The 25,667-nt window shown below is 60.8% G+C and carries 24 protein-coding genes; 7 read left to right on the top strand and 17 right to left on the bottom strand.

Annotated elements, in window-relative coordinates; genetic code table 11:
• The first annotated feature begins 125 nt into the window (after positions 1–125).
• On the top strand, positions 126–1,355 hold the full coding sequence (gene serA / locus J2Y39_RS16950; RefSeq protein ID WP_024014707.1) for a phosphoglycerate dehydrogenase: 1,230 nt from the start codon (positions 126–128) through the stop codon (positions 1,353–1,355).
• A gap of 104 nt (positions 1,356–1,459) precedes the next feature.
• On the opposite strand, the gene J2Y39_RS16945 is transcribed toward serA, so the two are convergent.
• Complete coding sequence (locus J2Y39_RS16945; RefSeq protein ID WP_039757489.1) at positions 1,460–1,885, bottom strand: DUF4399 domain-containing protein; 426 nt, start codon at positions 1,883–1,885, stop codon at positions 1,460–1,462.
• A 135-nt stretch (positions 1,886–2,020) separates the two neighbouring features.
• Here J2Y39_RS16945 and J2Y39_RS16940 point away from each other — a divergent pair, with 135 nt between their 5' ends.
• Positions 2,021–2,584, top strand: a complete 564-nt coding sequence (locus tag J2Y39_RS16940; RefSeq protein ID WP_125925409.1) for a transporter substrate-binding domain-containing protein — start codon at positions 2,021–2,023, stop codon at positions 2,582–2,584.
• A 223-nt stretch (positions 2,585–2,807) separates the two neighbouring features.
• Here J2Y39_RS16940 and J2Y39_RS16935 read toward each other — a convergent pair whose 3' ends face one another.
• Both J2Y39_RS16935 and J2Y39_RS16930 read right to left on the bottom strand, forming a co-directional pair.
• Positions 2,808–3,293, bottom strand: a complete 486-nt coding sequence (locus tag J2Y39_RS16935; RefSeq protein WP_236167736.1) for a DUF523 domain-containing protein — start codon at positions 3,291–3,293, stop codon at positions 2,808–2,810.
• Positions 3,294–3,295: 2 nt separating this feature from the next.
• A complete protein-coding gene (locus J2Y39_RS16930; RefSeq protein WP_076564478.1) occupies positions 3,296–3,928 on the bottom strand; it encodes a 2OG-Fe(II) oxygenase in 633 nt (210 codons plus the stop codon).
• Between the two features lie 108 nt (positions 3,929–4,036).
• Between J2Y39_RS16930 and J2Y39_RS16925 the strand changes: the two genes are divergently transcribed.
• Positions 4,037–4,768: a DUF2059 domain-containing protein gene (locus J2Y39_RS16925; protein WP_024014712.1), complete on the top strand. Its 732-nt coding sequence runs from the start codon at positions 4,037–4,039 to the stop codon at positions 4,766–4,768.
• Positions 4,769–4,900: 132 nt separating this feature from the next.
• Here the strand turns inward: J2Y39_RS16925 and J2Y39_RS16920 are convergent, their stop codons facing one another.
• Complete coding sequence (locus tag J2Y39_RS16920) at positions 4,901–5,848, bottom strand: alpha/beta hydrolase (protein ID WP_256807875.1); 948 nt, start codon at positions 5,846–5,848, stop codon at positions 4,901–4,903.
• 99 nt (positions 5,849–5,947) lie between these two features.
• Here J2Y39_RS16920 and J2Y39_RS16915 point away from each other — a divergent pair, with 99 nt between their 5' ends.
• Together J2Y39_RS16915 and J2Y39_RS16910 are read left to right on the top strand one after the other, a co-directional pair.
• On the top strand, positions 5,948–6,526 hold the full coding sequence (locus J2Y39_RS16915; RefSeq protein ID WP_056786241.1) for a DUF6436 domain-containing protein: 579 nt from the start codon (positions 5,948–5,950) through the stop codon (positions 6,524–6,526).
• Positions 6,527–6,628: 102 nt separating this feature from the next.
• Positions 6,629–9,040, top strand: a complete 2,412-nt coding sequence (locus J2Y39_RS16910; protein WP_310218841.1) for a penicillin acylase family protein — start codon at positions 6,629–6,631, stop codon at positions 9,038–9,040.
• A gap of 200 nt (positions 9,041–9,240) precedes the next feature.
• Here J2Y39_RS16910 and J2Y39_RS16905 read toward each other — a convergent pair whose 3' ends face one another.
• The 7 genes from J2Y39_RS16905 to J2Y39_RS16875 all read right to left on the bottom strand — a co-directional run bounded on the left by J2Y39_RS16905 (position 9,241) and on the right by J2Y39_RS16875 (position 17,598).
• Entirely contained in the window at positions 9,241–10,131 is an 891-nt protein-coding gene (locus J2Y39_RS16905) for an ABC transporter permease subunit (protein ID WP_041476870.1), read from the bottom strand.
• Complete coding sequence (locus tag J2Y39_RS16900; RefSeq protein WP_177327003.1) at positions 10,128–11,009, bottom strand: ABC transporter permease subunit; 882 nt, start codon at positions 11,007–11,009, stop codon at positions 10,128–10,130. Before J2Y39_RS16900 ends, J2Y39_RS16905 begins: the two co-directional genes overlap by 4 nt.
• A 35-nt stretch (positions 11,010–11,044) precedes the next feature.
• Entirely contained in the window at positions 11,045–12,187 is a 1,143-nt protein-coding gene (locus J2Y39_RS16895) for an ABC transporter ATP-binding protein (RefSeq protein ID WP_016772662.1), read from the bottom strand.
• Between the two features lie 63 nt (positions 12,188–12,250).
• Positions 12,251–13,348 (bottom strand): polyamine ABC transporter substrate-binding protein, encoded by a 1,098-nt coding sequence (locus tag J2Y39_RS16890; RefSeq protein WP_150637051.1) that lies wholly within the window; start codon positions 13,346–13,348, stop codon positions 12,251–12,253.
• Between the two features lie 186 nt (positions 13,349–13,534).
• Complete coding sequence (locus J2Y39_RS16885; RefSeq protein ID WP_039757472.1) at positions 13,535–14,647, bottom strand: polyamine ABC transporter substrate-binding protein; 1,113 nt, start codon at positions 14,645–14,647, stop codon at positions 13,535–13,537.
• A gap of 171 nt (positions 14,648–14,818) precedes the next feature.
• On the bottom strand, positions 14,819–16,183 hold the full coding sequence (locus J2Y39_RS16880) for an aspartate aminotransferase family protein (protein WP_150637053.1): 1,365 nt from the start codon (positions 16,181–16,183) through the stop codon (positions 14,819–14,821).
• A 56-nt stretch (positions 16,184–16,239) separates the two neighbouring features.
• Entirely contained in the window at positions 16,240–17,598 is a 1,359-nt protein-coding gene (locus J2Y39_RS16875) for a glutamine synthetase family protein (protein ID WP_016772658.1), read from the bottom strand.
• Positions 17,599–18,326: 728 nt separating this feature from the next.
• Here J2Y39_RS16875 and J2Y39_RS16870 point away from each other — a divergent pair.
• Positions 18,327–19,703 carry a glutamine synthetase family protein gene (locus J2Y39_RS16870; protein WP_016772657.1) on the top strand — a complete coding sequence of 459 codons (1,377 nt, stop codon included), beginning with the start codon at positions 18,327–18,329 and terminating at the stop codon, positions 19,701–19,703.
• A gap of 282 nt (positions 19,704–19,985) precedes the next feature.
• Positions 19,986–20,618, top strand: coding sequence for a TetR/AcrR family transcriptional regulator (locus J2Y39_RS16865; RefSeq protein ID WP_095181294.1), 633 nt, complete (start codon positions 19,986–19,988; stop codon positions 20,616–20,618).
• 161 nt (positions 20,619–20,779) lie between these two features.
• Here the strand turns inward: J2Y39_RS16865 and J2Y39_RS16860 are convergent, their stop codons facing one another.
• The 6 genes from J2Y39_RS16860 to ssuE form a co-directional block, all read right to left on the bottom strand.
• Complete coding sequence (locus J2Y39_RS16860; protein ID WP_003229256.1) at positions 20,780–20,995, bottom strand: molybdopterin-binding protein; 216 nt, start codon at positions 20,993–20,995, stop codon at positions 20,780–20,782.
• A 29-nt stretch (positions 20,996–21,024) separates the two neighbouring features.
• Positions 21,025–21,831, bottom strand: coding sequence for an aliphatic sulfonates ABC transporter ATP-binding protein (gene ssuB, locus J2Y39_RS16855; protein WP_310218835.1), 807 nt, complete (start codon positions 21,829–21,831; stop codon positions 21,025–21,027).
• The gene (gene ssuC, locus J2Y39_RS16850; protein ID WP_027610511.1) at positions 21,828–22,610 is read right to left on the bottom strand and encodes an aliphatic sulfonate ABC transporter permease SsuC; all 783 of its coding nucleotides are present in this window, start codon (positions 22,608–22,610) and stop codon (positions 21,828–21,830) included. The genes ssuB and ssuC overlap by 4 nt, the downstream gene beginning before the upstream one ends.
• Before the next feature lie 9 nt (positions 22,611–22,619).
• Complete coding sequence (gene ssuD, locus J2Y39_RS16845; RefSeq protein WP_133335804.1) at positions 22,620–23,768, bottom strand: FMNH2-dependent alkanesulfonate monooxygenase; 1,149 nt, start codon at positions 23,766–23,768, stop codon at positions 22,620–22,622.
• A gap of 25 nt (positions 23,769–23,793) precedes the next feature.
• A complete protein-coding gene (locus J2Y39_RS16840; RefSeq protein WP_041476876.1) occupies positions 23,794–24,768 on the bottom strand; it encodes a sulfonate ABC transporter substrate-binding protein in 975 nt (324 codons plus the stop codon).
• An 89-nt stretch (positions 24,769–24,857) separates the two neighbouring features.
• Positions 24,858–25,451: an NADPH-dependent FMN reductase gene (gene ssuE / locus J2Y39_RS16835; protein ID WP_016772651.1), complete on the bottom strand. Its 594-nt coding sequence runs from the start codon at positions 25,449–25,451 to the stop codon at positions 24,858–24,860.
• Between the last annotated feature and the right edge of the window lie 216 nt (positions 25,452–25,667).

Below are 25,667 nucleotides of genomic sequence, written 5' to 3'. Positions count from 1 at the left end.
CTAGCATACCGACCCCGCAGGACAGTGCCCAAGGCCAGATCCGCGGTGACGGCTTTGTTGCCGTGCGGGTCAGCTCCAGGCTGCTCCCTCCCTGCCATTTTTCTCCGGGATACAGGTTTACGCAGATGAGCAAGACTTCTCTCGATAAGAGCAAGATCAAGTTCCTTCTTCTCGAAGGCGTCCACCAATCGGCTGTCGACGTCCTCAAGGCGGCGGGCTACACCAGCATCGAATACCTGACTGGTTCCTTGCCGGAAGCCCAGCTCAAGGAAAAGATTGCTGACGCTCACTTCATCGGCATCCGCTCGCGCACGCAACTGACCGAAGAGATCTTCGATCACGCGAAGAAACTGGTCGCGGTCGGCTGTTTCTGCATCGGCACCAACCAGGTTGACCTCAGTGCGGCCCGCGAGCGCGGTATCGCCGTGTTCAACGCACCGTACTCCAACACCCGTTCCGTAGCCGAGCTGGTACTGGCCGAAGCGATCCTGCTGCTGCGCGGCATCCCTGAGAAAAATGCCTCCTGCCACCGTGGCGGCTGGATCAAGTCCGCTGCCAACTCGTTCGAGATCCGTGGCAAGAAGCTGGGCATCGTCGGCTACGGCTCGATCGGCACGCAGTTGTCGGTGCTGGCTGAAGGTCTGGGCATGCAGGTGTTCTTCTATGACACCGTGACCAAGCTGCCGCTGGGCAACGCTACGCAGGTCAACAATCTGCACGAGCTGCTGGGCATGTCCGACATCGTCACCCTGCACGTACCGGAAACCGCCGCCACTCAGTGGATGATCGGCGAGAAGGAAATCCGCGCCATCAAGAAGGGCGGCATCCTGATCAACGCTGCACGTGGCACCGTGGTCGAGCTCGACGCCCTGGCGGACGCGATCAAGGACAAGCACCTGATCGGCGCGGCCATCGACGTGTTCCCGGTGGAGCCCCGCTCCAACGACGAAGAGTTCGAAAGCCCGCTGCGTGGCCTCGACAACGTGATCCTGACCCCGCACATCGGCGGCTCGACCGCCGAAGCGCAAGCCAACATCGGTCTGGAAGTGGCGGAGAAACTGGTCAAGTACAGCGACAACGGTACTTCGGTGTCGTCGGTCAACTTCCCGGAAGTGGCCCTGCCGGCTCACCCTGGCAAGCACCGCCTGCTGCACATCCACGAGAACATCCCGGGTGTGATGAGCGAGATCAACAAGGTCTTCGCCGAAAACGGCATCAACATCTCCGGTCAGTTCCTGCAGACCAACGAGAAGGTCGGTTACGTGGTGATCGACGTCGACGCCGAATACTCGGAGCTGGCGCAAGAGAAGCTGCAACACGTCAACGGTACTATCCGTAGTCGGGTGCTTTTCTAAAAGCAGCTGCAAGCGGCAAGTGAAAGCGCTTTGCCTTTACTTGCCGCTTGCAGCTAGCCACTTGAAGCTGAATAAAAAAGGGAGCCCCGCAGGGCTCCCTTTTTTTATTTCACGTTTACGGTGATTTTTTCGGAAACGATCGATGGGTCGAACGGCATGTGGCCGCTGTCGCCGAGGATCAGTTGCAAGGTGTGCTTGCCGGGGGCCAGTTTGATCGTGGCTTCGGTCTGCGCCTTGCCGAAATGCATGTGGTGAGCGTCAGTCGGGATCGGCGCGCCTTCGGCCGGCAGGTCGTCGACGTCGATCAGCAGGTGATGGTGGCCGGTGTTCTTGGTGGTGTCACCCGCCGGGGCCAGCGCGATGTTCTTGACGCCGAACTTGACCTTGAATTCCTGCGAGACGGTGGCGCCGTCCTCGGGAGAAACGATGAACACTTCAGCATCCTTCGGCGCCGGTGTCGCCGCACTGGCCAGCACCGAAACACCCATCAGCACACCGGCCAACGCTGCACGAGACATAAAGCTTTTCATTTTCTTCTCCAGTTTTTCCGTAAAATCCGCACGGCCATGACAACTTCATGACCATTCGTTGTCGAAGGCACTCGACAACCATAGCAAAGCGAGCCTGAATCAGAGCGTCGCGATAATGATTTCAAAGGAGTGACCATGCGCCTGCTGCCTGGCCTGATCTGCCTGCTACCCCTTCTGAGCCCGCTGGCTCACGCCGAACTGATTGATGACGTCAACGACCGTGGCGAGCTGCGCATAGCCCTTGAGGCTAATACACCGCCCTTCAATTACAAGGAAGGCGACACCCTCACGGGGTTCGAGGTCGAGCTTGGGCAACTTCTGGCCCAGGAGCTGGATGTACGCGCCGACTTCATCGTCACCGACGAGGGCGACCTGCTCCAGGGCGTTGAAAGCGGCAAATACGATGTCGCGCTCAACCACATAGCACTGACACCCGAACTCAAGGATCGTTTCGACTTCAGCGAGCCGTACGGCGAGGTCGACGGGCAGTTGTTGGCGAAGAAGGACGAGACGCCGCGACCGATGGTGCTGGTGCAGGCGTTGACCGAAGCGAAGCCGAAAGCGGCAGCGCCGGTCGAGTTGGCGATCCCGTTTCAGAAGGGTAATCCGGCATTTCAGGCCAGCCTCAAGAGCGCGCTGGAACGGATCAAGGCGGATGGGCGGTTGGCGGCGCTGTCCGAGAAGTGGTTGAAACCGTAAGAGCCCCTCACCCTAACCCTCTCCCGGAGGGAGAGGGAACTGATCCGGGGATGCTTTAGAGGTACGCCGACTTGGGATTGCTATAACGAATCCGAAATCGACTGATCATGGCTTTGTCGAATCTCTGGTCGCCAAGGTCTTCAGGTCGATGGACAGCGCCAGACACCTCGGTCGGCCCCCTCTCCCCCCGGGAGAGGGCTGGGGTGAGGGCAACGATGGCGGATCAGTCCAAAGCCGCCAGAGTCACCGCCGCCTCAACCAGCTCAAGTTCACTGAAAACCCGAACCCCATGACGCTTGAGCAACGCCGCCGTCACCCCTTCGCCACTGACTTTGACCCCACTGAACGTGCCGTCATACGTCAACAGATTCCCGCAAGAGGGGCTGTTGGCCTTGAGCACCGCCACCCGAATGCCGTGCTTTTGCACCAGTTCCAGCGCTTGCCGCGCCCCCTCGAGAAATTGCGCGCTGACATCCTCGCCCTCAGTAGTGATGACTGCGGCAATGCCATCCAGCACCTCACCGCCCTGCCCGCCGGGAATCTCCGCCGCCGCCCGCGGCGTCGGCAATCCACCGGCCACCTCCGGACACAACGGCACTACCCGCCCTTCTTCGATCCACTGCTCGAGCAGATCAAACGGCCCGCTCGCGCCACCGTCATAGCGCACGCGATGGCCCAGCAGGCAGCGACTGACCAGGATCTTTTCCATGTTCAGAACGGCTCGTTGCCACGGCGACGGAACCAGCCAGTCAGCGACAGGCGCTCGCGATGGGCCGGCAACACTTCGTGGGGCACTTCGCCGGAGAGAAACACCACCAGGCAGCCGCCGGTCGGCTGCACGTCGTGCACACGTTCCTCGCCCAGGTACATGCGCAACTGGCCACCGTCCTCCGGCAACCAGGCCTCGTTGAGGTAGATGACGGCCGAGACCATGCGCCGGTCATCATCGCGAAAGCGGTCGAGGTGCTTGAGGTAAAACGCGCCGGGCGGGTACAGGGCGAAATGGCATTCGAAATCTTCAAGCCCCAGAAACAAGCCACGATTGAGCGCCTCGCGCAGACTGTCCATCAGGCTCAGGTAGCGGTCAGTGGCGTCGGCCTGACCCGGGTCGATCCACTGGATGTGATCGCCGCGAATACCCTCGCGAATCTCCGAAAACGGCCCGCGACCGACCGCCGCCGGCGCCAGCTCACCCTCGGCTTCACGTTTACGGCACTCGGCCGCCAGCGCCCGGGTCAGATCGGCGGGCAGGAAGATGTTCTGCTGCGACCAGCCGTGTTCGGCCAGGTCGTCGACAATGCGTAACAGCAGCGGGTGTTCAGAGGATATCGGCATGGCGCGCATAGTATGCCGACGGCAACAAATCCGACAGAGCCACGCAGCGCCTTGCTAGGAATTCTCGACAAGTACCGGCACCGCACGGACAATAGTCCGCTGCTGACAGGAGTCCCTATGCGCCGTTTGCTTTTTTCACTGTTGATGTTCTGCGTATTGCCCGCCTGGGCGGACGGCCACGATCAGTTGTACAAGGTCGCCGGCTGGCCAGAACAACGCGCGCATTTCAACGATGCCCTGAGCGCCGCCCAGCAGCGCTATCAGAACAGCCTGCCGCCTGCGGTATTTCAGGCGCTGGTCAACAACAGCAATCAACGCTTTGCCGCGCAGGCCATGGATCAGCGTGCCGAAGCGCAACTGCGGCAGAAACTCGCCGACCCGAAACCAGCGCTGACCTTCTTCCAGTCACCGCTGGGCAAGAAAATCGTCGCCGCCGAATTGCTCGCAACCCGTCGCGATCAACTGGCAAAAAATGCCCAGGGCCTGCCGAAGATGCAGGCCAGCGACAGTCGCTTGCTGATCATCGGCCATCTCGCTCAGGCCCTGCCGGCCCGTGAGGCTGGCGCCGAGGTCAGCCTGGCGATTGCCGGCGTGGCAGCGGACAGCTTGAGTTCGATGATTCCGGGATTGCTTGGCGGCGGTCAGGCGCAGGGCATGTTGAATGGTCAGCGCCAGCGGCTGATGGATCAGATTGGCGCCGATCTGAACAACACGTTGCTCTACGTCTATCGCGATTTGTCGGATGAAGAGCTGGAAGAGTTTGCGACGTTTGCCGAGTCGACCGAGGGCAAGGCTTACTACCAGGCGGCACTGGCGGCGATTCGGGCGGGGTTGGCGGTCGGCCAATAATCTTCGTTGCCTGAAAGATCGCATTCGCGAGCAGGCTCGCTCCCACATTGGATCATCAGTGGACACAAAATGTGTGAGCATCCCGAATTCCCTGTGGGAGCGAGCCTGCTCGCGAAGAGACCCGCACAGCCGCTACAGATTCCGGCCCCTGATCCGCTTGCTCAAGAATTCGAAATACTCCTCACGCATCTCCGCCGTTTCATTGGCCAGGTGATGCCGTGCCTCGGCCAACAGCAGTATCTGCGGCCGGTCGAACTTCCATTTCAACACCTGCAGATTGTGCTGCCAGTCGACAGTCATGTCCGCCTGCCCCTGAATGATCAGCGGCCGTCGCGGACTTTTTTTCGCGTGCTCGACGCGGATGATCCAGCGCGACAGCGCGCCCACCCATTTCGTTGGCAGACGTCTTGGCTGTAACGGGTCGGCCTGCAGAAACGGCAGAAAATCCGGATCGTTGGAATTCTCGCTAAAGCGTCGCACCACCCCGCGCACAAACGGCCGCAGCAGGTAATAACTCAACTGAGACCAGCCCCACGCCCTCGGCCGCACCAACGGCGCCAGCAGAATCACCTGCCCCTGCGCCGGGCTGTTCTCGCCATGGTTGAGCAGGTGATCGACGACAATCGCGCCACCGGTGCTTTGCCCGCACAAATGCCAAGGCTGCGGCAGCGCGATCGAGTTCGCTTCAGCGAACAGCGCCTGCAACACGTCCTGGTATTCAGAGAAATCACGAATGCTTGCCCGTGGCCCGCTCGACAGACCATGGCCCGGCAAGTCGCAGGCGATCACGGCGAAATCCTGATCCAGCGCCCACTCGATCACATGCCGGTACAGGCCGATGTGGTCGTAATAACCGTGGAGCAGAAACAGCGTCGCCTTGACCTTCTCCGGCCACCAGCAATGGCTGACCAGCTCGTAGCCATCGACTTCGAAACGACCCATGCCGCGCCAGACATCGCGCTCGGCGAAGTCGGTCTTGTAGAAGCGCTGATAAGCCTTCGCCTCATCCGATAACGGCTGCCACTCGGCCAATGGCTTGAGGCTCGCGCGTAAATGATCGGGGTCGAAAGTATCAGGCATGCGGACATTCCAAAGCGGTAAACGGACTTTATCGGCCTGCGATATTCATCTGTCGGAGCAAGCATGGCAAGCTAGCCAACCTTTTCAGATTCCGAAATCATGCGTTCGCCCTACCGCACCGCACTGTTCGCCAGCCTGCTCGCGCTGATCTGCGCCGGGGTGCTGTGGGCGGCATATGACTGGTTTCAGGGCCGCTATCTGCGCGCGTTCAGCGAACATACGGCGGTATTTTCCGGTGACCCGCTGCGCCTGCCGGACAACCTCGCCGGGCCGGGCAATATCCGCCTCGTGCACTTTTGGGATCCGGCCTGCCCGTGCAACGTCGGCAATCAACAGCACCTGAGCGAGATGGTCGAACAGTTCGGCGCGCGTGGCGTGGAGTTCTTCGCCGTGCAAAAGCCCGGCAGCCACGGCCAGTTGCCCGCCACCCTCGCCAGCCTGAAAACCATCATCGTCCTGCCCGGCGCCGAACAGATCCCCGCCAGCCCTGCCGTGGCGATCTGGGATCGCAGCGGCAAACTCGCCTACTTCGGCCCGTACAGCGAAGGCTTGACCTGCAACTCCAGCAACAGCTTTATCGAACCGATCCTGCATGCCCTGACGGAAGATCGCCCGGTCAATGCTACGCACACCTTGGCGGTGGGTTGTTATTGCCCATGGCCGGCGGACGCGAAGTAAGGCATTCCGGACTTTTCAAGGACAGCGCTGCAGCGCACAGATGCTCTGTGATAAATGTTTGCAGCCCGATGGGCGGCCCTCCCGCCTGCACAAGGAGTCACCATGAAGCGTGCGTTGATCGTCGTTGCCTTGCTCATCGTTGTCCTGCTCGGCGCCGCCGGCGGGTATATCTACAGCAAGCAGCCGACGCGCCAGGGCCAGGTCGAGTTGCGCAATCTGCAAGGCTCGGTGACCGTGCGCTATGACGAGCGCGGTGTGCCGCATATCCGCGCCGAGAACGAAACCGACCTCTATCGCGCCCTCGGTTATGTGCACGCGCAGGATCGTCTGTTCCAGATGGAAGCCATGCGCCGCCTCGCCCGGGGCGAGCTGGCCGAAGTGCTCGGGCCGAAACTGCTCGACACCGACAAACTGTTTCGCAGCCTGCGCATCCGCGAGCGCGCGGCCAGTTACGTCGCCAGCCTCGACAAGCAGTCGCCGGCATGGAAGGGCCTGCAAGCCTATCTGGATGGCATCAACCAATATCAGGACAGCCACGCCGCGCCGATCGAGTTCGACGTGCTGGGCATCCCCAAGCGGCCGTTCACTGCCGAAGACAGCATCAGCGTCGCCGGCTACATGGCCTACAGCTTTGCCGCCGCGTTTCGCACCGAGCCGCTGCTGACCTATGTGCGCGATCAGCTCGGCGCCGATTACCTCAATGTCTTCGATCTCGACTGGCAGGCCAAAGGCGTTCTGGCCACCGATCACACCCGGCACGCACCGGCCCTCGCCGCCGGCGACTGGCAGGACCTCACCGCCCTCGCCCGCCTCAGCGAACAGGCGCTGCTCGACAACGGCCTGCCGCAGTTCGAGGGCAGCAACGCCTGGGTGATTGCCGGCAGCCGCAGCCAGAGTGGTAAGCCGTTGCTGGCCGGCGATCCGCATATTCGTTTCTCGGTGCCGTCGGTGTGGTACGAGGCGCAGTTGTCGGCGCCGGGTTTCGAGTTGTACGGCCATCATCAGGCACTGGTGCCGTTCGCGTTTCTGGGGCACAACCTCGATTTCGGCTGGAGCCTGACCATGTTCCAGAACGATGACCTCGATCTGATCGCCGAGAAGGTCAACCCGGACAATCCCAATCAGGTCTGGTATCGCGGCCAGTGGACCGAGATGCTCGTCAGCGAACAACAGATCAATGTAAAGGGTCAGGCGCCGGTGACTCTCACCTTGCGCCAGTCCCCGCACGGGCCAATCGTCAACGATGCTCTTGGCAGCGCCGCCGGCAAGACCCCGATCGCGATGTGGTGGGCCTTCCTCGAAACACCTAACCCGATCCTCGACTGCTTCTACCAGCTCAACCGCGCCGACACGTTGGCCAAGGCCCGCGCGGCAGCGGCCAAGGTGCAGGCGCCGGGCCTGAATCTGGTGTACGCCAACGCCAAAGGCGATATCGCCTGGTGGGCCTCGGCCTTGCTGCCCAAACGTCCGGCCGGGGTGCAACCGGGCTTCATCCTCGACGGCAGCACGCCCGAAGCGGACAAGGACGGCTACTACCCGTTCAGCGCCAACCCGCAGGAAGAAAACCCGGCGCGCGGCTATATCGTCTCGGCCAACTTCCAGCCCGTGTCGCCGACCGGCATGGAGATTCCCGGTTATTACAACCTTGCCGATCGCGGTCAGCAGCTTGACCGTCAGCTCAGCGACAACCGGGTGAAGTGGAACAACGAGGCCAACCAGCAACTGCAACTGGGCACCGCGACCGGTTACGGCCCGCGTCTGTTGGCGCCGCTGTTGCCGGTGTTGCGCGAGGTGGTGAGTGATCCGGCGCAGCTGAAACTGGTCGAGCAATTGGCGCAGTGGCCCGGCGACTATCCGCTGAATTCGATCAGCGCGACGGTGTTCAACCAATTCCTCTACGACCTTGCCGACGCGTCGATGCGCGATGAGTTGGGCAATGACTTCTTCGAGACACTGCTGTCGACGCGGGTAATCGATTCGGCGTTGCCACGCCTGGCGGCCAAGGCGGACTCACCGTGGTGGGACAATCGCAGCACGCCGGCCAAGGAAACCCGCGCCGATGTCGTGCGCACGGCGTGGGCGGCAAGCATGGCGCATCTGAAACTGACCCTCGGCGATAACGTGGCCGGTTGGCAGTGGGGCGCGGCGCACACCCTGACTCACGGCCATCCGCTGGGGCAGCAGAAGCCGCTGGATCGCCTGTTCAACGTCGGCCCGTTCACGGCGCCGGGCAGTCATGAAGTGCCGAACAACCTCTCGGCAAAAATCGGCCCGGCGCCATGGCCGGTGACCTATGGCCCGTCGACCCGACGCCTGGTGGACTTCGCCGATCCGGTCCATAGCCTGACGATCAATCCGGTCGGCCAGAGTGGCGTGCCACTGGACAGTCACTATGACGATCAGGCCGAGGCGTATGTGGAGGGGATTTATGTGCAGGCGCATTTCAGCGAGGAAGAGGTGCTGGCGAATACGCGCAGTACGTTGAAGCTGTTGCCTGCGCGGGCTGCGCAATAGATTGATGCAATCTGCACCGGCCCTTTCGCGAGCAAGCTCGCTCCCACAGGAGATTGCATTCCAAATGTGGGAGCGAGCCTGCTCGCGAAAGCGCTGTGTCAGCCGGCATCGGAGTCGACTGACACTCCGTCTTCGCGAGCAGGCTCGCTCCCACATTTACAACCGGGTTGGCCTCGAGTTTGAGGCCAACCTGATATTGCTTAGGCCGATTGCGGCGCTGGCGCGCGGCGTGCGTCCGGTTGTTTCCACGAATCGGCGGCGCTTTCTTCGATGGCTTGCTGGATGGCTTTCTTGCGTGCTTCTTCGGCGCGGCGGCTGAAGAACCAGACGAGGAAGGTCACCAGCGACACCGCCAGCAGAATCAGGCTGGCCACGGCGTTGATCTCCGGCTTCACGCCCAGGCGCACCGCCGAGAACACTTCCATCGGCAGGGTCGTCGAACCCGGGCCGGACACGAAGCTCGCCAGCACCAGGTCATCCAGCGACAGCGCGAACGACATCATCCCGCCCGCCGCCAGCGACGGCGCGATCATCGGGATGGTGATCAGGAAGAACACCTTCCACGGCCGTGCACCCAAATCCATCGCCGCTTCTTCGATCGACAGGTCCAGCTCACGCAAACGCGCCGACACCACCACCGCCACATACGCCGCGCAGAACGTGGTGTGGGCGATCCAGATGGTGACGATGCCGCGCTCCTGCGGCCAGCCGATCATTTGGGCCATGGCCACGAACAGCAGCAACAGCGACAGACCGGTGATCACTTCCGGCATCACCAACGGCGCAGTCACCAGGCCACCGAACAGCGTACGGCCCTTGAAGCGCGTGATACGGGTCAGCACGAACGCTGCCAGGGTACCCAGCGCCACCGCAGCAACCGCGGTGTAACAGGCGATTTCCAGCGAGCGCAGCACCGAGCCCATCAGTTGCGAGTTGTCGAGCAGGCCGACATACCACTTGATCGACCAGCCGCCCCACACCGTCACCAGTTTCGAGGCGTTGAACGAGTAGATCACCAGGATCAGCATCGGCAGATAGATGAAGATCAGACCCAGTACCAGCATCAGGCTGGAGAAACGGAAGCGCTTCATTCTTTACCCTCCATTTCCTTGGCCTGACTGCGGTTGAACAGAATGATCGGCACAATCAGGATCGCCAGCATCACCACCGCCAGCGCGGACGCCACCGGCCAGTCGCGGTTGTTGAAGAATTCTTGCCACAGCACCTTACCGATCATCAGGGTTTCCGGGCCGCCGAGCAGTTCCGGGATCACGAACTCGCCGACCACCGGAATGAACACCAGCATGCAGCCGGCAATGATGCCGTTCTTGGACAGCGGAATGGTGATTTTCCAGAAGCTGTTGAAGGTGCTCGAACCCAGATCCGACGCGGCTTCCAGCAGACTCTGATCGTGCTTCACCAGGTTGGCGTACAGCGGCAGGATCATGAACGGCAGGTACGAATAGACAATCCCGATGTACACCGCCAGGTTGGTGTTGAGGATCTGCAGCGGCTCGTCGATCAGGCCCATGCTCATCAGGAAGCCGTTGAGCAGGCCGTTGTTGCTGAGGATGCCCATCCACGCGTACACGCGGATCAGGATCGCCGTCCAGGTCGGCATCATGATCAGCAGCACCAGCACCGTTTGCAGCTCCTTGCGCGCGCTGGCGATGGCGTAGGCCATCGGGTAACCGATCAGCAGGCAGAGCACGGTGCTGATAAAGGCCATTTTCAGCGAGCCGAGATAGGCGGCGATGTACAGTTCGTCGTCGCCAAGCAACGCGTAGTTGCCCAGGTTCAGCAGCAGTTGCAGCTTCTGCTCGGCGTAGGTGTAGATCTCGGTGTACGGCGGGATCGCCACGTCGGCTTCGGCGAAGCTGATCTTCAGAACGATGAAGAACGGCAGCATGAAGAACAGGAACAGCCAGATGAACGGCACCCCGATGACCAGCTGCCGGCCATTGGGGATGATTCGGTTTATACGGCGTTTGAATTTGCGCATGTTCATGAGCGAAGTACCACGCCGCTATCGTCTTCCCACCACACGTAGACCTGATCGCCCCAGGTCGGACGCGCGCCGCGACGTTCGGCGTTGGCGACGAACGACTGCACCAGTTTGCCGCTCGGCAATTCGACGTAGAACACCGAGTGCCCGCCCAGATAAGCGATGTCGTGGACCTTGCCGCTCGACCAGTTGTACTCGCAGGTCGGCATGTCGGCGGTGACCAGCAGTTTTTCCGGGCGAATCGCGTAGGTGACCGACTTGTCCTGCACCGAGGTACTGATGCCGTGGCCGACGTAGATCTGCCGGTCGAGGTCCTTGCAGGTGATGGTCGCGTGGCCTTCGGCGTCGTCGATCACTTCGCCTTCGAAGATGTTGACGTTGCCGATGAATTCGCAGACCAGACGGCTGGTCGGGGTTTCGTAGATGTCAATCGGGCTACCAATCTGCGCAATCCAGCCCAGGTGCATGATCGCGATGCGCTCGGCCATGGTCATGGCCTCTTCCTGGTCGTGGGTCACCATCACGCAGGTCACGCCGACGCGCTCGATGATTTCCACCAGTTCCAGCTGCATCTGCGAACGCAGCTTTTTGTCCAGTGCGCCCATCGGTTCGTCGAGCAGCAACAGCTTCGGCCGCTTGGCCAGCGAACGGGCCAGGGCCACGCGTTGACGCTGGCCGCCGGACAGTTGATGCGGCTTGCGCTTGGCGTACTGGCTCATCTGCACCAGCTTGAGCATCTCGGCCACGCGGGCGTCGATCTCGGCCTTGGGGATCTTGTCCTGCTGCAAGCCGAAGGCAATGTTCTGCGCCACGGTCATGTGCGGGAACAAAGCGTAGGACTGGAACATCATGTTGATCGGACGGTCGTACGGCGGCATGTCGGTGATGTCGACGCCGTCGAGGAAAATCCGCCCTTCCGTGGGCCGTTCGAAGCCTGCCAGCATCCGTAGCAAGGTGGATTTGCCCGATCCCGAACCGCCGAGCAGAGCAAAAATTTCGCCCTTCTTGATTTCCAGGGACACGTCGTCCACGGCAATCGTCTCGTCGAACTTCTTCGTGACCCGGTCGATTTTGACCAGCACCTGTTTTGGTGTCTGGTCGCCCTCGAGGGCTTTCTTGTAGGCGCCGGAGGCAACTGCCATTTACGAAACTCCCAACAGAAGCAGCAGTTCGCCCCGCAAGACGAACCCTGGATAGTTTGTGCGTTATTTGCCCGACTTGACCTTGGTCCAGCTACGGGTCATCAAACGCTGAATATTGGCTGGCAACTCGGTCGACACGTAGGTCTTGTCGAGGACTGCTTGCGGTGGGTAAACCGCTTCATCGGTGCGAATGGATTGTTCCATCAGCTTGTCCGAACCCGGATTGGGGTTGGCGTAACCGACGTAATCACTGACCTGGGCGATCACCTCAGGTTTCAGCAAATAGTTGATGAAGGCGTGGGCCTCTTTGACGTTGGACGAATCCTTGGGGATCGCCAGCATGTCGAACCACAGCGCGCCGCCCTCTTTCGGAATCGAATAGGCGATGTTGACGCCCTTCTTGGCTTCCTCGGCACGGTTCTTCGCCTGGAAGATATCGCCGGAGAAACCGATGGCCACGCAGATGTCGCCGTTGGCCAGATCGCCGATGTACTTCGACGAATGGAAATAGGTCACGTAGGGACGCACCGCGAGCAGCTTGGCGGTGGCCTTTTCGTAGTCCTTGGTGTTGGTGCTGTTGGCGTTCAGGCCCAGGTAATTGAGCATGGTCGGCATCATTTCGTCAGCCGAATCGAGGAACGCGACACCGCAGCTGTGCAGCTTCTTGATGTTTTCCGGCTCGAACAGCACGGCCCAGGAATCGATCTTGTCGACGCCCAGCACAGCTTTGACCTTGTCGACGTTGTAGCCGATGCCGTTGGTGCCCCACAGATACGGTACGGCGTAGAGGTTGCCGGGATCGTTCTGCTCCAGGCGCTTGAGCAGCACCGGGTCGAGGTTGGAATAATTGGGCAGCTGCGCCTTGTCGAGCTTCTGGAACGCGCCCGCCTTGATCTGCTTGCCAAGGAAGTGGTTCGACGGCACGACCACGTCATAACCGGTGCGCCCGGCGAGCAGCTTGCCTTCCAGGGTTTCGTTGGAGTCGAAAACGTCGTAGACCGGTTTGATCCCGGTCTCTTTCTCGAAGTCGGCCAGGGTCGATTCGCCGATGTAATCGGACCAGTTATAAATATGCACCGTACCGGCGGCCTGGGCTCCGACAGCGATTGTCAGGCCGGCAGCGGCCAGCAGGGCTTTGCGCAAAGAAGAAAATACAGGCAAGTGGAGGTCCTCTAAATTGATTGGGCCCAAGTTGCCCCGCGCTGCATGACAGCCATGGCTGCCCGACAACAAAACCGGCGCGCAACTTACCCTCGAAAAACCGATCCAGCAAAACTTTCTGTCATTTAATTATCCGCTGGCCGCCGTCGCGACGACGACGGCCAGTGGTTGTGGCGACAAACCGGCTTATTTGCCCGATTTGATCTTGGTCCAGCTGCGGGTGATCAGACGCAGCGTGGCGGCGTCCAGATCGCTGATCGCATAGAGTTGCTTCTTCACTTCAGCCGAAGGATAGATGCTCGGGTCGCTGGTGATGTCCTTGTCCACCAGAGGCGTTGCCGCCTTGTTGCCGTTCGGGAAACGCACGGCGTTGGTGATGCCGGCCATCACTTGCGGCTCCAGCAGGTAGTTCATGAACTTGTAGGCGGCTTCGACGTTTTCGGCATCCTTGGGAATGGCGACCATGTCGTAGAAAGTACCGGCGCCTTCTTTCGGAATGGTGTAGGCCAGCTTGACCTTGTCACCGGCTTCCTGAGCGCGGGTCTTGGATTGCTCCAGGTCACCCGAGTAACCGACGGCGACGCAGATGTTGCCGTTGGCCAGGTCCGAGATGTACTTGGAAGAGTGGAAGTAGGCGACCGAAGGACGGATCTTCAGGAACAGGTCTTCGGCAGCTTTCAGATCAGCCTTGTCCTTGCTGTTGGTCGGCTTGCCCAGATAGTGCAATGCCGCCGGAATCATTTCGGTCGGGGCATCGAGGAAGCTCACGCCGCAGCTTTTGAGTTTCTCGATGTTTTCCGGCTTGAACACCACGTCCCACGAATCGATCTTGTCGATACCCAGCGCAGCCTTGACCTTGGCCGGGTTGTAGCCGATGCCGATCGAGCCCCACATGTACGGGAAGGCGTGTTTGTTGCCCTGGTCGCTGGCGTCGCCAACGGCCTTGAGCAGGTCTTCGTCGAGGTTTTTCCAGTTAGGCAGCTTGGACTTGTCCAGCTCCTGGTAAACGCCGGCCTTGATCTGCTTGGCGAGGAAGTTGTTGGAAGGCACCACGATGTCGTAACCGGACTTGCCGGCCAGCAGCTTGGCTTCCAGGGTTTCGTTACTGTCGAAGACGTCGTAGACGACTTTGATCCCGGTGGCTTTTTCGAAGTTGGCCACGGTGTCCGGCGCGATATAGTCGGACCAGTTGTAGACGTGCAGCACCTTGTCGTCCGCGTGCACCGCACCCGCCATCATGCCCGCCATGGACAGCGCGAGCAGAGTCTTGCCAGCTAGCTTTTTACCTAATGCCTTCATGCGTCATGCTCCAAATTTTTCTTTTTTGAACCACTTTGTTCAGCGGCCGAACCCGGACAACTGGAACCGCGGCTAGTCTGGCAAGATCCGAGGCGGTCTTTCAACAAAAGACCAGCCTTTCTGACAGCTTTGAGCGAGTGCGCCGCAGCTCCCCCGCCCAAAGCCTAGCACCTAGGCCTGCAGCGCATTGAGGGTCAGGTCCAGACACTTGCGTGCTTTTGTAACCAGCTCATCGATTTCGGCTTTGCTGATCACCAGCGGCGGCGCGATGATCATGGTGTCGCCCACCGCGCGCATGATCAGGCCATTGTCGAAGCAGAACTGCCGGCAGATCATGCCCACGCCCTTGCCTTCGTAACGCTTGCGCGTGGCCTTGTCCTGCACCAGCTCGATCGCCCCCAGCAGACCGACGCCGCGAACTTCACCCACCAACGGGTGATCGTTCAGCTCGCGCAGACGTTTCTGCAAATACGGTGCCGTTTCGTTGTGGGCGTTCTCGATAATTTTTTCGTCGCGCAGGATGCGGATGTTTTCCAGGCCCACCGCGGCTGCCACCGGGTGCCCGGAGTAAGTGAAGCCGTGGTTGAAATCGCCGCCTTCGTTGAGCACGGCCACCACCGAGTCACGCACGATCAATCCGCCCATCGGGATGTAGCCGGAGGTCAGGCCTTTGGCGATGGTCATCATGTGCGGCTTGAGGTCGTAGAAATCGCTACCGAACCACTCACCGGTACGGCCAAAACCGCAGATCACTTCATCGGCAACGAAAAGGATGTCGTACTTGGCGAGGATTTCCTTGATGCGCGGCCAGTAGGTGTCGGGCGGAATGATCACGCCGCCGGCACCCTGGATCGGCTCGGCAATAAAGGCACCGACGTTGTCGACGCCGACTTCGAGAATCTTCTCTTCGAGCTGATTGGCCGCCCAGATGCCGAACTCTTCCGGCGACATGTCACCACCCTCGGCGAACCAATACGGCTGGGCGATGTGGACGATGCCCGGAATCGGCAGGTCGCCCTGCTCGTGCATATAAGTCATGCCGCCGAGGCTCGCGCCGGCCACGGTCGAACCGTGATAACCGTTCTTGCGGCTGATGATGACTTTCTTGTTCGGCTGGCCTTTGATCGCCCAGTAGTGACGGACCATGCGCAACATGGTGTCGTTGCCTTCAGAGCCGGAGCCGGTGAAGAACACGTGGTTCATGCCTTCTGGCGCCACGTCGGCAATCGCCTTGGCCAGTTCCAGTGCCGGCGGGTGTGCGGTCTGGAAGAACAGGTTGTAGTACGGCAGCTCGCGCATCTGTTTGGCGGCGGCATCGGCCAGTTCATCGCGACCGTAACCGATCGCCACGCACCAGAGGCCAGCCATGCCGTCGAGGATCTTGTTGCCTTCGCTGTCCCACAGATAAACGCCCTTGGCGTTGGTGATGATCCGCGGGCCCTTCTCTTTCAGTTGCTTGAAGTCGCTGAACGGGGCCAGGTGGTGATCGCTGCTCAGCGCTTGCCACTCACGGGTTTGCGGGTTGTTGCTGGTCATGCCAATTCTCCTTGTTATCGGTGAAGGCGCGACGGCTGGCCGCCGCGCCCGGCGTATCAGACGGCGAAGAGCAGGTACTCACGCTCCCAGGAACTGATCACGCGCTTGAAGTTTTCATGCTCGGCGCGCTTGACCGCGACGTAGCCGGTGATGAAGGTCTTGCCGAGATACTTCTCGATGGTCGCGCTGTTTTCCATACGCTCCAGCGCGTCTTCAATGGTCAGCGGCAGGCGCAGGTTGCGGCGCTCGTAACCACGGCCAACCACTGGCGCGCTCGGGTTCAGGCCCTCGACCATGCCGATGTAACCGCAGAGCAGGCTCGCGGCGATCGCCAGGTACGGGTTGGCGTCGGCGCCCGGCAGACGGTTTTCCACGCGCCGGTTCTGCGGGCCGGCATCCGGTACGCGTAGGCCGACGGTGCGGTTCTCTTCGCCCCACTCGACGTTTACCGGTGCCGAAGTGTCCGGAAGGAAGCGGCGGAACGAGTTGACGTTCGGCGCGAACAGCGGCAACAGCTCGGGGATCAGCTTCTGCAAGCCACCGATGTGGTGCAGGAACAACTGGCTCATGGTCCCGTCTTCGTTGGAGAAAACGTTCTTGCCGGTCTGAATGTCGATGATGCTCTGGTGCAGGTGCATGGCGCTGCCCGGCTCGCCGGTCATCGGCTTGGCCATGAATGTCGCAGCGACATCGTGCTTGAGCGCGGCCTCGCGCATGGTGCGCTTGAACACCAGAATCTGATCGGCCAGCGACAGGGCGTCACCGTGACGGAAGTTGATTTCCATCTGCGCGGTGCCGTCTTCGTGGATCAGCGTGTCGAGGTCCAGCTCCTGTAATTCGCACCAGTCGTAGACGTCTTCGAACAGCGGGTCGAATTCGTTGGCCGCTTCAATGGAGAACGACTGCCGGCCAATTTCCGGACGGCCCGAGCGGCCGATCGGCGGCTGTAACGGATAGTCGGGGTCGTCGCTGCGCTTGGTCAGGTAGAACTCCATTTCCGGCGCCACGATTGGCTGCCAGCCCTTGTCGGCATACAGCTTCAAGACTTTCTTGAGGACGTTGCGCGGCGACAGCTCGATCGGGTTGCCTTGCTTGTCGTAGGTGTCGTGGATCACCTGCGCGGTCGGCTCGATCGCCCACGGCACCAGGTACACGGCGTTCTGGTCGGGGCGGCAGATCATGTCGATGTCGGCCGGGTCGAGCAGTTCGTAATAGATGTCGTCTTCGACGTAGTCGCCGGTCACGGTCTGCAGCAGCACGCTCTCCGGCAGACGCATGCCTTTCTCGGCGATGAACTTGTTGGTCGGCGAAATCTTGCCCCGGGTAATACCGGTCAAGTCGCCGATCATGCATTCGACTTCTGTGATCTTGCGGTCTTTCAACCAATCGGTGAGCTGGTCGAGGTTGTTACTCATAAATGCCTCTGGGCTGAGTCTCCTGACGCGATGTCAGGCAATTTTGACGCTTGCGGCGTCGCGTTAAAGGGGGCTTGCTCGCGCAGTGCCGGCTTACGCCTGGCACCGCGCATAGACAATGAAAGAGGAGCTTACCTGCCCTTGACGCTGGCGTTGCATTTCCCGTGCACTTTGCAAACGTGCAGAATCACAAGCATGACGCTGAGTGCGGCACGGGCTTTGGGAGGGAAAGAGTTCTATAGTGAAAGGAGACGCCATAAAGCGGATGCTGTGCCCGACGTCCAGAATATCGGACGCTGCCGTTTTGCCGGATGTTGACGAGAGTCTCGTCAACAGGCTGCGCGCCTTGCTGGCTGCGCTACGGACGGATTGATCGCCACTGATGTGATGAGCATGCAGACCGGACTGTTGCGAGCAGTCGGTGATGCCGATTAACGGCAGGCGAGACATGAAGCACCCCGGTATTATTGCTGTTATGGGTTTGACCGGAGCTTAGCCTTGTTCATTTTTTTACACAACACCCCCGTAAAAAATACAACACGGCCTGCTCAAGCCCGCAGCTGAGCAACGTTCAAGGTTTGAAAAAACGCCCCAAAGTGCCCCATAAATGCCCTTCAAGCGCTTTTTCGGGGCAAAAAAGGCCTCGCTTGACTTCGGCAGGCCGTTCGGGTTGACTGAAACCAGAAAAGATCAATGATTGATATTTTTAACAACAAAGGTGTTGCATCATGTCGGTACCCCCGCGTGCCGTTCAGCTTAACGAAGCGAACGCGTTCCTTAAGGAACATCCTGAGGTTCTGTACGTTGACCTTCTGATTGCGGATATGAATGGTGTGGTGCGCGGCAAGCGCATCGAACGCACCAGCCTCCACAAGGTTTACGAGAAAGGCATCAACCTGCCGGCCTCTCTATTTGCTCTGGATATCAACGGCTCCACGGTGGAAAGCACCGGGCTGGGCCTGGACATCGGCGACGCCGATCGTATCTGCTATCCGATCCCCGATACCCTGTGCAACGAGCCATGGCAGAAGCGCCCGACCGCGCAGCTGTTGATGACCATGCACGAACTCGAAGGCGATCCGTTCTTCGCCGATCCCCGTGAGGTGCTGCGCCAGGTGGTGACCAAGTTCGACGAGCTCGGCCTGACCATCTGCGCCGCCTTCGAACTCGAGTTCTACCTGATCGACCAGGAAAACGTGAACGGCCGTCCACAGCCGCCACGCTCGCCGATCTCCGGCAAACGCCCGCACTCGACTCAGGTCTACCTGATCGACGACCTCGACGAATACGTCGACTGCCTCCAGGACATTCTGGAAGGTGCCAAAGAGCAAGGCATCCCGGCCGACGCGATCGTCAAGGAAAGTGCCCCGGCGCAGTTCGAAGTGAACCTGCACCACGTCGCCGACCCGATCAAGGCCTGCGACTACGCGGTCCTGCTCAAGCGTCTGATCAAGAACATCGCCTACGACCATGAAATGGACACCACCTTCATGGCCAAGCCGTATCCGGGCCAGGCGGGCAATGGTCTGCACGTACATATTTCGATTCTGGACAAAGCCGGCAAAAACATTTTTGCCAGCGAGGATCCCGAGCAGAACGCCGCGCTGCGTCACGCGATCGGCGGTGTGCTCGAGACCCTGCCGGCGCAGATGGCTTTTCTCTGCCCGAACGTCAACTCCTACCGTCGCTTCGGCGCGCAGTTCTACGTACCGAACTCGCCGTGCTGGGGCCTGGACAACCGCACCGTGGCGATTCGCGTACCAACCGGTTCTGCCGATGCCGTACGTATCGAGCACCGCGTGGCCGGCGCCGACGCCAACCCGTACCTGCTGATGGCTTCGGTACTGGCCGGCGTGCACCACGGCCTGGTCAACAAGATCGAACCGGGCGCGCCTGTCGAAGGCAACAGCTACGAGCAGAACGAACAGAGCCTGCCGAACAACTTGCGCGATGCCCTGCGCGAGCTGGACGACAGCGAGGTGATGGCCAAGTACATCGATCCGAAGTACATCGATATCTTCGTTGCCTGCAAGGAAAGCGAGCTGGAGGAGTTCGAACACTCCATCTCCGACCTTGAGTACAACTGGTATCTGCATACCGTTTAAGCGTTGTAACGTCCAAAGAAACGCCGTTGGCTTCGCGCCCACGGCGTTTTTTTATGGCCGAACACAAAACCTGTGGCGAGGGGATTTATCCCCGTTGGGTTGCGAAGCAGCCCCAAATCCATCCCACTCGGTGTGTCAGGAATACCCGGCTCTCAGGGTTTACGACTGCTGCGCAGCCGAACGGGGCGGTGCGACGTTTCGCTAAATCCCCTCGCCACAGGGTACTGGCAGACAACGCACAAGCCGCCTCGTACAATGCCCGCTGCCCCGCAGGAGACTTCCATGACGCGTCCCGCCACCGTCCGCAAACCCCGTGCCCGCAGTCAGGCGCGGATCGATTCGATCCTCGATGCCGCGCGCACCCTGCTGGCGGCCGAGGGCGTGGCCAGTCTGTCGATCTACAGCGTCGCCGAGCGCGCGCAGATTCCGCCCTCCTCCGTGTATCACTTTTTCGCCAGCGTCCCGGCGCTGCTCGAAGCGCTGACCGCCGATGTCCACGCAGCCTTCCGCGCCTGCCTGCAAGCACCGATCGATCATGATGCCTTGCGCGACTGGCGAGATCTGTCGCGACTGGTCGAACAGCGCATGCTCGAGATCTACGATCAGGATGCCGCCGCACGGCAATTGATTCTGGCGCAACATGGCCTGACCGAAGTCACCCAGGCCGACCGCCAGCACGATCTGGAACTGGGCGACCTGATGCACAAGCTGTTCGACCAGCATTTCGAGTTGCCGAGGCTGCCGGACGATGTCGATGTGTTTGCCCTGGCGATGGAACTGGGCGACCGGGTCTATGCACGTTCGGTGCAGCAGCACGGGCAGATCACCCCGCGCATGGCCGAGGAAGGGATGCGCGTGTTTGATGCCTATATCGGGTTGTACCTTCCGCCGTATCTACCCAAAAGAAATCTCTAGCGCATGCACCGGCCCTTTCGCGAGCAGGCTCGCTCCCACATTTGAAATGCGTTCCCCTGTGGGAGCGAGCCTGCTCGCGAAAGCCGCGCCGCCGAATCCGCGACAGGCACAAAAAACCCCGCAGGGCTCACACCCTCCGGGGTTGTTTTTTGCTCACCGGCTCACAACTTGGCGATGGACACCTCGGTGGATTTCACAAAGGCGATCACCTCACTGCCGACCACCAGCTCCAACTCTTTCACAGAACGGGTGGTGATCACCGAAGTGACGATGCCCGAAGCGGTCTGCACGTCGATTTCCGACAGCACGTCGCCGAGGACGATTTCCTTGATCGAGCCTTTGAACTGGTTGCGCACGTTGATGGCTTTGATAGTCATGGCATTGATTCCTGTCGTTGATAAAGGTGTTATTGCGCCCAGCGCAATTGCGTAGGCAGGGGTGAAACGGGTTCCGGCGCCGGCGGTTCGCCGGGCAGGGACAGAACACGGTTGAGCACTTCGGTTTCCAGTGCGGCGAGGCGATGCGAGCCACGCACCTTGGGGCGCGGCAGTTCGACGTGCAGGTCGAGGCCAACTTCGCCGTCCTCGATCAGGATCACCCGATCGGCGATCGCCACCGCTTCACTGACGTCATGGGTCACCAGCAGCACGGTAAAACCGTGTTGCTGCCAGAGCCGTTCGATCAGTTGCTGCATCTCGATGCGGGTCAGGGCATCCAGTGCGCCGAGCGGTTCGTCGAGCAGCAGCAGACGCGGCTGGTGAATCAGCGCCCGGGCCAGCGCGACACGCTGCTTCTGGCCGCCGGACAACGCCGCCGGCCATTCATTGGCGCGATCGGCCAGGCCCACTGCTTCCAATGCATCCAGCGCTTGCTGGCGCCAGTTGCCCTTGAGGCCAAGACCGACGTTGTCGATGATCTTTTTCCACGGCAGCAGCCGCGCTTCCTGGAACATCAGCCGCGTATCGTCGCGCGCCTGGCTGAGCGGTGCGGAGCCGGCCAGCAGCTCGCCGCCAGAGGGTTGATCGAGGCCGGCGAGCAAGCGCAAGAACGTGCTCTTGCCACAACCGCTGCGCCCGACCACGGCGACAAACTGCCCCGCCGGAATGTGCAGATCGATGTCGCGCAACACCTGGCGTGAGCCGAAGGTCTTCTGCAGGTTGCGCACTGCCAACGGAATCCCGCGCAACAGGCGTGGAGGTTGTTGAGCAGTCATGCCGCACCTCCCTTGGCAACCTGATAGGCCGGGTGCCAGCGCAGCCACACACGTTCAAGACCACGGGCGGCGAGGTCGGCGAGTTTGCCGAGCACCGCGTAAAGCAGGATCGCCAGCACCACCACATCGGTCTGCAAGAACTCGCGGGCGTTCATCGCCAGATAGCCGATACCGGAGCTGGCCGAGATGGTTTCAGCGACGATCAGCGTCAGCCACATAAAGCCCAGGGCGAAGCGCACGCCAACCAGAATCGACGGCAACGCACCCGGCAGAATCACCTGCCAGAACAGGCTGAAACCGCTCAGACCATAACTGCGCGCCATCTCCACCAACGCCGGGTCGACGTTGCGGATGCCGTGGTAAGTATTGAGGTAAATCGGGAACAAAGTGCCCAGCGCCACGAGGAAAATCTTCGCTGACTCGTCAATGCCGAACCACAGGATCACCAGCGGAATCAGCGCCAGGTGCGGCACGTTGCGGATCATCTGCACCGAGCTGTCGAGCAGGCGTTCGCCCCACTTCGACAGGCCGGTGATGAAACCCAGCACCAGACCGATGCTGCCGCCGATGGTGAAACCGAGTGCTGCGCGCCAGCCGCTGATCGCCAGGTGTGTCCAGATCTCGCCGCTGCGCACCAGACTGACACCGGCTTCGATCACCGCCACCGGTGCCGGCAGAATCCGCGTCGACAACCAACCGGCCGACACCGACAACTGCCACACCGCCAGCAGCAACACCGGCAACGCCCAGGGCGCGAGGCTGTGGATAAATTTGTTCATGGCCGCGCCTCAGCTCTGCGACGCGGCTTTGGGCAGGATGTCGTTGGCGACCATCTCGCCGAACGGGCTGACATAACCGGCGCTCTTCGGCAGTTCCGGGCGTTCAACGTCAAGATGCGGGAACAGCAGCTCGGCTACCCGATACGATTCTTCGAGGTGTGGATAACCGGAGAAGATGAAGGTATCGATGCCCAGATCCGCATATTCCTTGACCCGCGCTGCCACGGTCGGGCCATCGCCGACCAGTGCGGTACCGGCACCGCCGCGCACCAGACCGACGCCAGCCCAGAGATTCGGGCTGACTTCGAGGTTGTCGCGGCTGCCACCGTGCAGCGCGGCCATGCGTTGCTGGCCGACCGAATCGAAGCGCGCCAGCGAAGCCTGCGCACGTTGGATGGTGTCATCGTCCAGATGCGAAATCAGCCGATCCGCCGCTTGCCAGGCTTCGGCATTGGTTTCGCGGACGATCACATGCAGGCGAATGCCGAAGCGTACGGTGCGGCCGAGCCTGGCAGCTTTGGCGCGCACTTGTGCGATCTTCTCGGCCACCGCTGCCGGCGGCTCGCCCCAGGTCAGGACCATTTCCACTTGCTCGGCGGCCAGATCTTGCGCCGCTTCCGAAGAGCCACCGAAATACAGCGGCGGACGCGGTTGCTGGATCGGCGGATAGAGCAGCTTCGCGCCCTTCACGCTTATGTGCTCGCCGTCATAATCGACGGTTTCGCCTTCCAGCACGCGACGCCAGATGCGGGTGAATTCCACTGAGGCCTGATAGCGCTCTTCGTGGTTGAGGAACAGCCCGTCACCGGCCAGTTCTTCCGGGTCACCACCGGTGACCAGATTGAACAGGGCACGCCCGCCGGACAGACGATCCAGCGTCGCAGCCTGGCGCGCCGCGACCGTCGGGGAAATGATCCCGGGGCGCAGGGCGACGAGGAATTTCAGACGCTGGGTCACCGGAATCAGCGAGGCCGCGACCAGCCATGAGTCTTCGCAGGAACGCCCGGTGGGTATCAGCACACCGCCAAACCCCAGACGATCCGCCGCTTGCGCGACCTGTTGCAGATAACCGTGATCAACCGCGCGGGCGCCTTCGGCGGTGCCAAGGTAATGGCCGTCGCCGTGGGTCGGCAGGAACCAGAAGATATTGAGGCTCATGGAGTGGTCTCCTTGTGGATTCGAATTACTGGGCTTGGGAGCTTTGGGCCACAGCGGCCGGCGGGGTCCAGATCACATCCTTGATGCTCAACGGCTTGGGAATCAGCTTGAGCTGGAAGAACGTGTCGGCGATTTTCTGTTGCGCAGCGACCACTTCCGGGGTCAGGAACAGCGCGCCGTAGCCCTGGCGTTTCACCGAGGTCAGGGTGATGTCCGCCGGCAGGCCGAGCAGCGGCGCGACCTGTTGCGTCACGTCTTCGGGATTGGCTTTCGACCATTCACCAACCGCGCGCACCTCTTCGACGAGGGTCTTGATCACCTCGGGATTTTTCTGCGCGTAAGGTTTTGTGGCCAGATAGAACTGATGGTTGTCGACGATGCCTTTGCCGTCGCGCAGGGTGTGCGCTTGCAGTTGTTTCTCGGCAGCGGCCTGATACGGATCCCAGATGACCCAGGCGTCGACACTGCCACGTTCGAACGCAGCGCGAGCATCGGCCGGCGGCAGGAACACGGTCTGAATATCGCTGTACTTGAGGCCGGCGTCTTCCAGTGCACGCACCAGCAGGTAGTGCACGTTGGAGCCTTTGTTCAGGGCGACTTTCTTGCCTTTGAGGTCGGCCACCGATTTGATCGGCGAGTCTTTCGGCACGAGGATCGCTTCGCTGTTCGGCGCTGGCGGTTCATAGGCGACGTAGAGCAGATCCGCGCCAGCGGCCTGGGCGAAAACCGGTGGAGTTTCGCCGGTCACGCCGAAATCGATCGAGCCGACGTTGAGGCCTTCGAGCAGCTGCGGGCCGCCGGGGAATTCCGTCCATTGCACGTCGACGCCTTGCGCCGCCAGACGTTTTTCGAGCGTGCCTTTGGCTTTCAGCAGCACCAGCGTGCCGTACTTCTGATAACCGATCCGCAATGTCTCGGCTTGAGCTTGGGTGATGGCGCCGAAGGTGACAGCCGCAGCAAACAGAGCGACCAGACCACGACGCAAAAATACAGTGCGCATAGCGCTCTCCTTTTTGCTGTTGGGTTGTGGCTGCACCTGCTTGCCCGTTGGCGGGCGAGTAAGGCCAGTACTTCAAATTTCGATAAGGCTTAAATGCTCCAGCGAGCACTCAACAAACGTTCGTTCAGCAGGCCTGGCTCCAGCGGTTTCGGCCGGCGCGCCATGGCGCCGATGAACTGGTCCAGGGCCTCGTGTAACCGTTGCTCCAGGGCCGGCGCCAGTTGCGCGGCGGCACTGCCTTCGCCGTAAGCGATCTGGCTGTCCTCGGCGAAAATGCCCTGAAGCATCTCTTGGGCCTTGAGTGCCGACAGCACAGGCTTGAGGGCGTAATCGACCACCAGCATGTGGGCGATGCTGCCGCCCGTGGCCATCGGCAAGACAACCTTGTGGTTCAAAGCACGCTCGGGGAGCAGATCCAGCAGGGTCTTCAGCGCTCCGGAAAACGAGGCCTTGTACACCGGCGTGGCGATCAGCAGGCCATCGGCGTTTGCGATCTGTTGCAGCAGGTCGAGGACCTTCGGACTGTCGAAGCGCGCGTGGAGCAGATCCTCGGCCGGGAAGTCCCGCACCTGATAACTCACCACTTCCACCCCTTGCTGTTGCAACCAGCGTTGCGAACGCTCCAGCAGCACCCCGGAACGGGAGCGCAGGCTGGGGCTGCCACCGAGTGAGACGACCAGCATTGCAGATTCCTTTAAGCGTTACAGGCGATTCGCAGGCTGCGATCTCGCTTCAATGGCAGTGACCTTACCAGCTGATTTATATATCCATAAATCATATTTATTCATTTGGTTATGCGTTTAAGAAATATGAAGATAAGCAGAATCCAGGCGAAAAAAAAGGCCGTCGAAACGGCCGAAATTCCCCTGCGTTGTGATTCTGGATTCTCAAGTGCCTGG

Origin of the sequence: Pseudomonas sp. 2957 (genome assembly GCF_031456345.1) — a bacterium.
Taxonomy (GTDB): Bacteria; Pseudomonadota; Gammaproteobacteria; order Pseudomonadales; family Pseudomonadaceae; genus Aquipseudomonas; species Aquipseudomonas siliginis.
The sequence above is the reverse complement of the archived record's forward strand: the minus strand, read 5'-3'. Positions and strand labels throughout refer to the sequence as shown.

What these genes read in the sequence shown, in the direction of transcription:
- J2Y39_RS16910 (WP_310218841.1), top strand. Translation starts at nt 6,629, where the DNA reads ATGAAGCGTGCGTTGATCGTCGTTGCCTTGCTCATCGTTGTCCTGCTC.
- J2Y39_RS16880 (WP_150637053.1), bottom strand. Translation starts at nt 16,183, where the DNA reads ATGACCAGCAACAACCCGCAAACCCGTGAGTGGCAAGCGCTGAGCAGC.
- J2Y39_RS16905 (WP_041476870.1), bottom strand. Translation starts at nt 10,131, where the DNA reads ATGAAGCGCTTCCGTTTCTCCAGCCTGATGCTGGTACTGGGTCTGATC.
- J2Y39_RS16885 (WP_039757472.1), bottom strand. Translation starts at nt 14,647, where the DNA reads ATGAAGGCATTAGGTAAAAAGCTAGCTGGCAAGACTCTGCTCGCGCTG.
- J2Y39_RS16860 (WP_003229256.1), bottom strand. Translation starts at nt 20,995, where the DNA reads ATGACTATCAAAGCCATCAACGTGCGCAACCAGTTCAAAGGCTCGATC.
- ssuB (WP_310218835.1), bottom strand. Translation starts at nt 21,831, where the DNA reads ATGACTGCTCAACAACCTCCACGCCTGTTGCGCGGGATTCCGTTGGCA.
- J2Y39_RS16915 (WP_056786241.1), top strand. Translation starts at nt 5,948, where the DNA reads ATGCGTTCGCCCTACCGCACCGCACTGTTCGCCAGCCTGCTCGCGCTG.
- J2Y39_RS16925 (WP_024014712.1), top strand. Translation starts at nt 4,037, where the DNA reads ATGCGCCGTTTGCTTTTTTCACTGTTGATGTTCTGCGTATTGCCCGCC.
- serA (WP_024014707.1), top strand. Translation starts at nt 126, where the DNA reads ATGAGCAAGACTTCTCTCGATAAGAGCAAGATCAAGTTCCTTCTTCTC.
- J2Y39_RS16840 (WP_041476876.1), bottom strand. Translation starts at nt 24,768, where the DNA reads ATGCGCACTGTATTTTTGCGTCGTGGTCTGGTCGCTCTGTTTGCTGCG.
- J2Y39_RS16920 (WP_256807875.1), bottom strand. Translation starts at nt 5,848, where the DNA reads ATGCCTGATACTTTCGACCCCGATCATTTACGCGCGAGCCTCAAGCCA.
- J2Y39_RS16895 (WP_016772662.1), bottom strand. Translation starts at nt 12,187, where the DNA reads ATGGCAGTTGCCTCCGGCGCCTACAAGAAAGCCCTCGAGGGCGACCAG.
- J2Y39_RS16865 (WP_095181294.1), top strand. Translation starts at nt 19,986, where the DNA reads ATGACGCGTCCCGCCACCGTCCGCAAACCCCGTGCCCGCAGTCAGGCG.
- J2Y39_RS16945 (WP_039757489.1), bottom strand. Translation starts at nt 1,885, where the DNA reads ATGAAAAGCTTTATGTCTCGTGCAGCGTTGGCCGGTGTGCTGATGGGT.
- J2Y39_RS16935 (WP_236167736.1), bottom strand. Translation starts at nt 3,293, where the DNA reads ATGGAAAAGATCCTGGTCAGTCGCTGCCTGCTGGGCCATCGCGTGCGC.
- ssuE (WP_016772651.1), bottom strand. Translation starts at nt 25,451, where the DNA reads ATGCTGGTCGTCTCACTCGGTGGCAGCCCCAGCCTGCGCTCCCGTTCC.
- J2Y39_RS16875 (WP_016772658.1), bottom strand. Translation starts at nt 17,598, where the DNA reads ATGAGTAACAACCTCGACCAGCTCACCGATTGGTTGAAAGACCGCAAG.
- J2Y39_RS16930 (WP_076564478.1), bottom strand. Translation starts at nt 3,928, where the DNA reads ATGCGCGCCATGCCGATATCCTCTGAACACCCGCTGCTGTTACGCATT.
- ssuD (WP_133335804.1), bottom strand. Translation starts at nt 23,768, where the DNA reads ATGAGCCTCAATATCTTCTGGTTCCTGCCGACCCACGGCGACGGCCAT.
- J2Y39_RS16940 (WP_125925409.1), top strand. Translation starts at nt 2,021, where the DNA reads ATGCGCCTGCTGCCTGGCCTGATCTGCCTGCTACCCCTTCTGAGCCCG.
- ssuC (WP_027610511.1), bottom strand. Translation starts at nt 22,610, where the DNA reads ATGAACAAATTTATCCACAGCCTCGCGCCCTGGGCGTTGCCGGTGTTG.
- J2Y39_RS16870 (WP_016772657.1), top strand. Translation starts at nt 18,327, where the DNA reads ATGTCGGTACCCCCGCGTGCCGTTCAGCTTAACGAAGCGAACGCGTTC.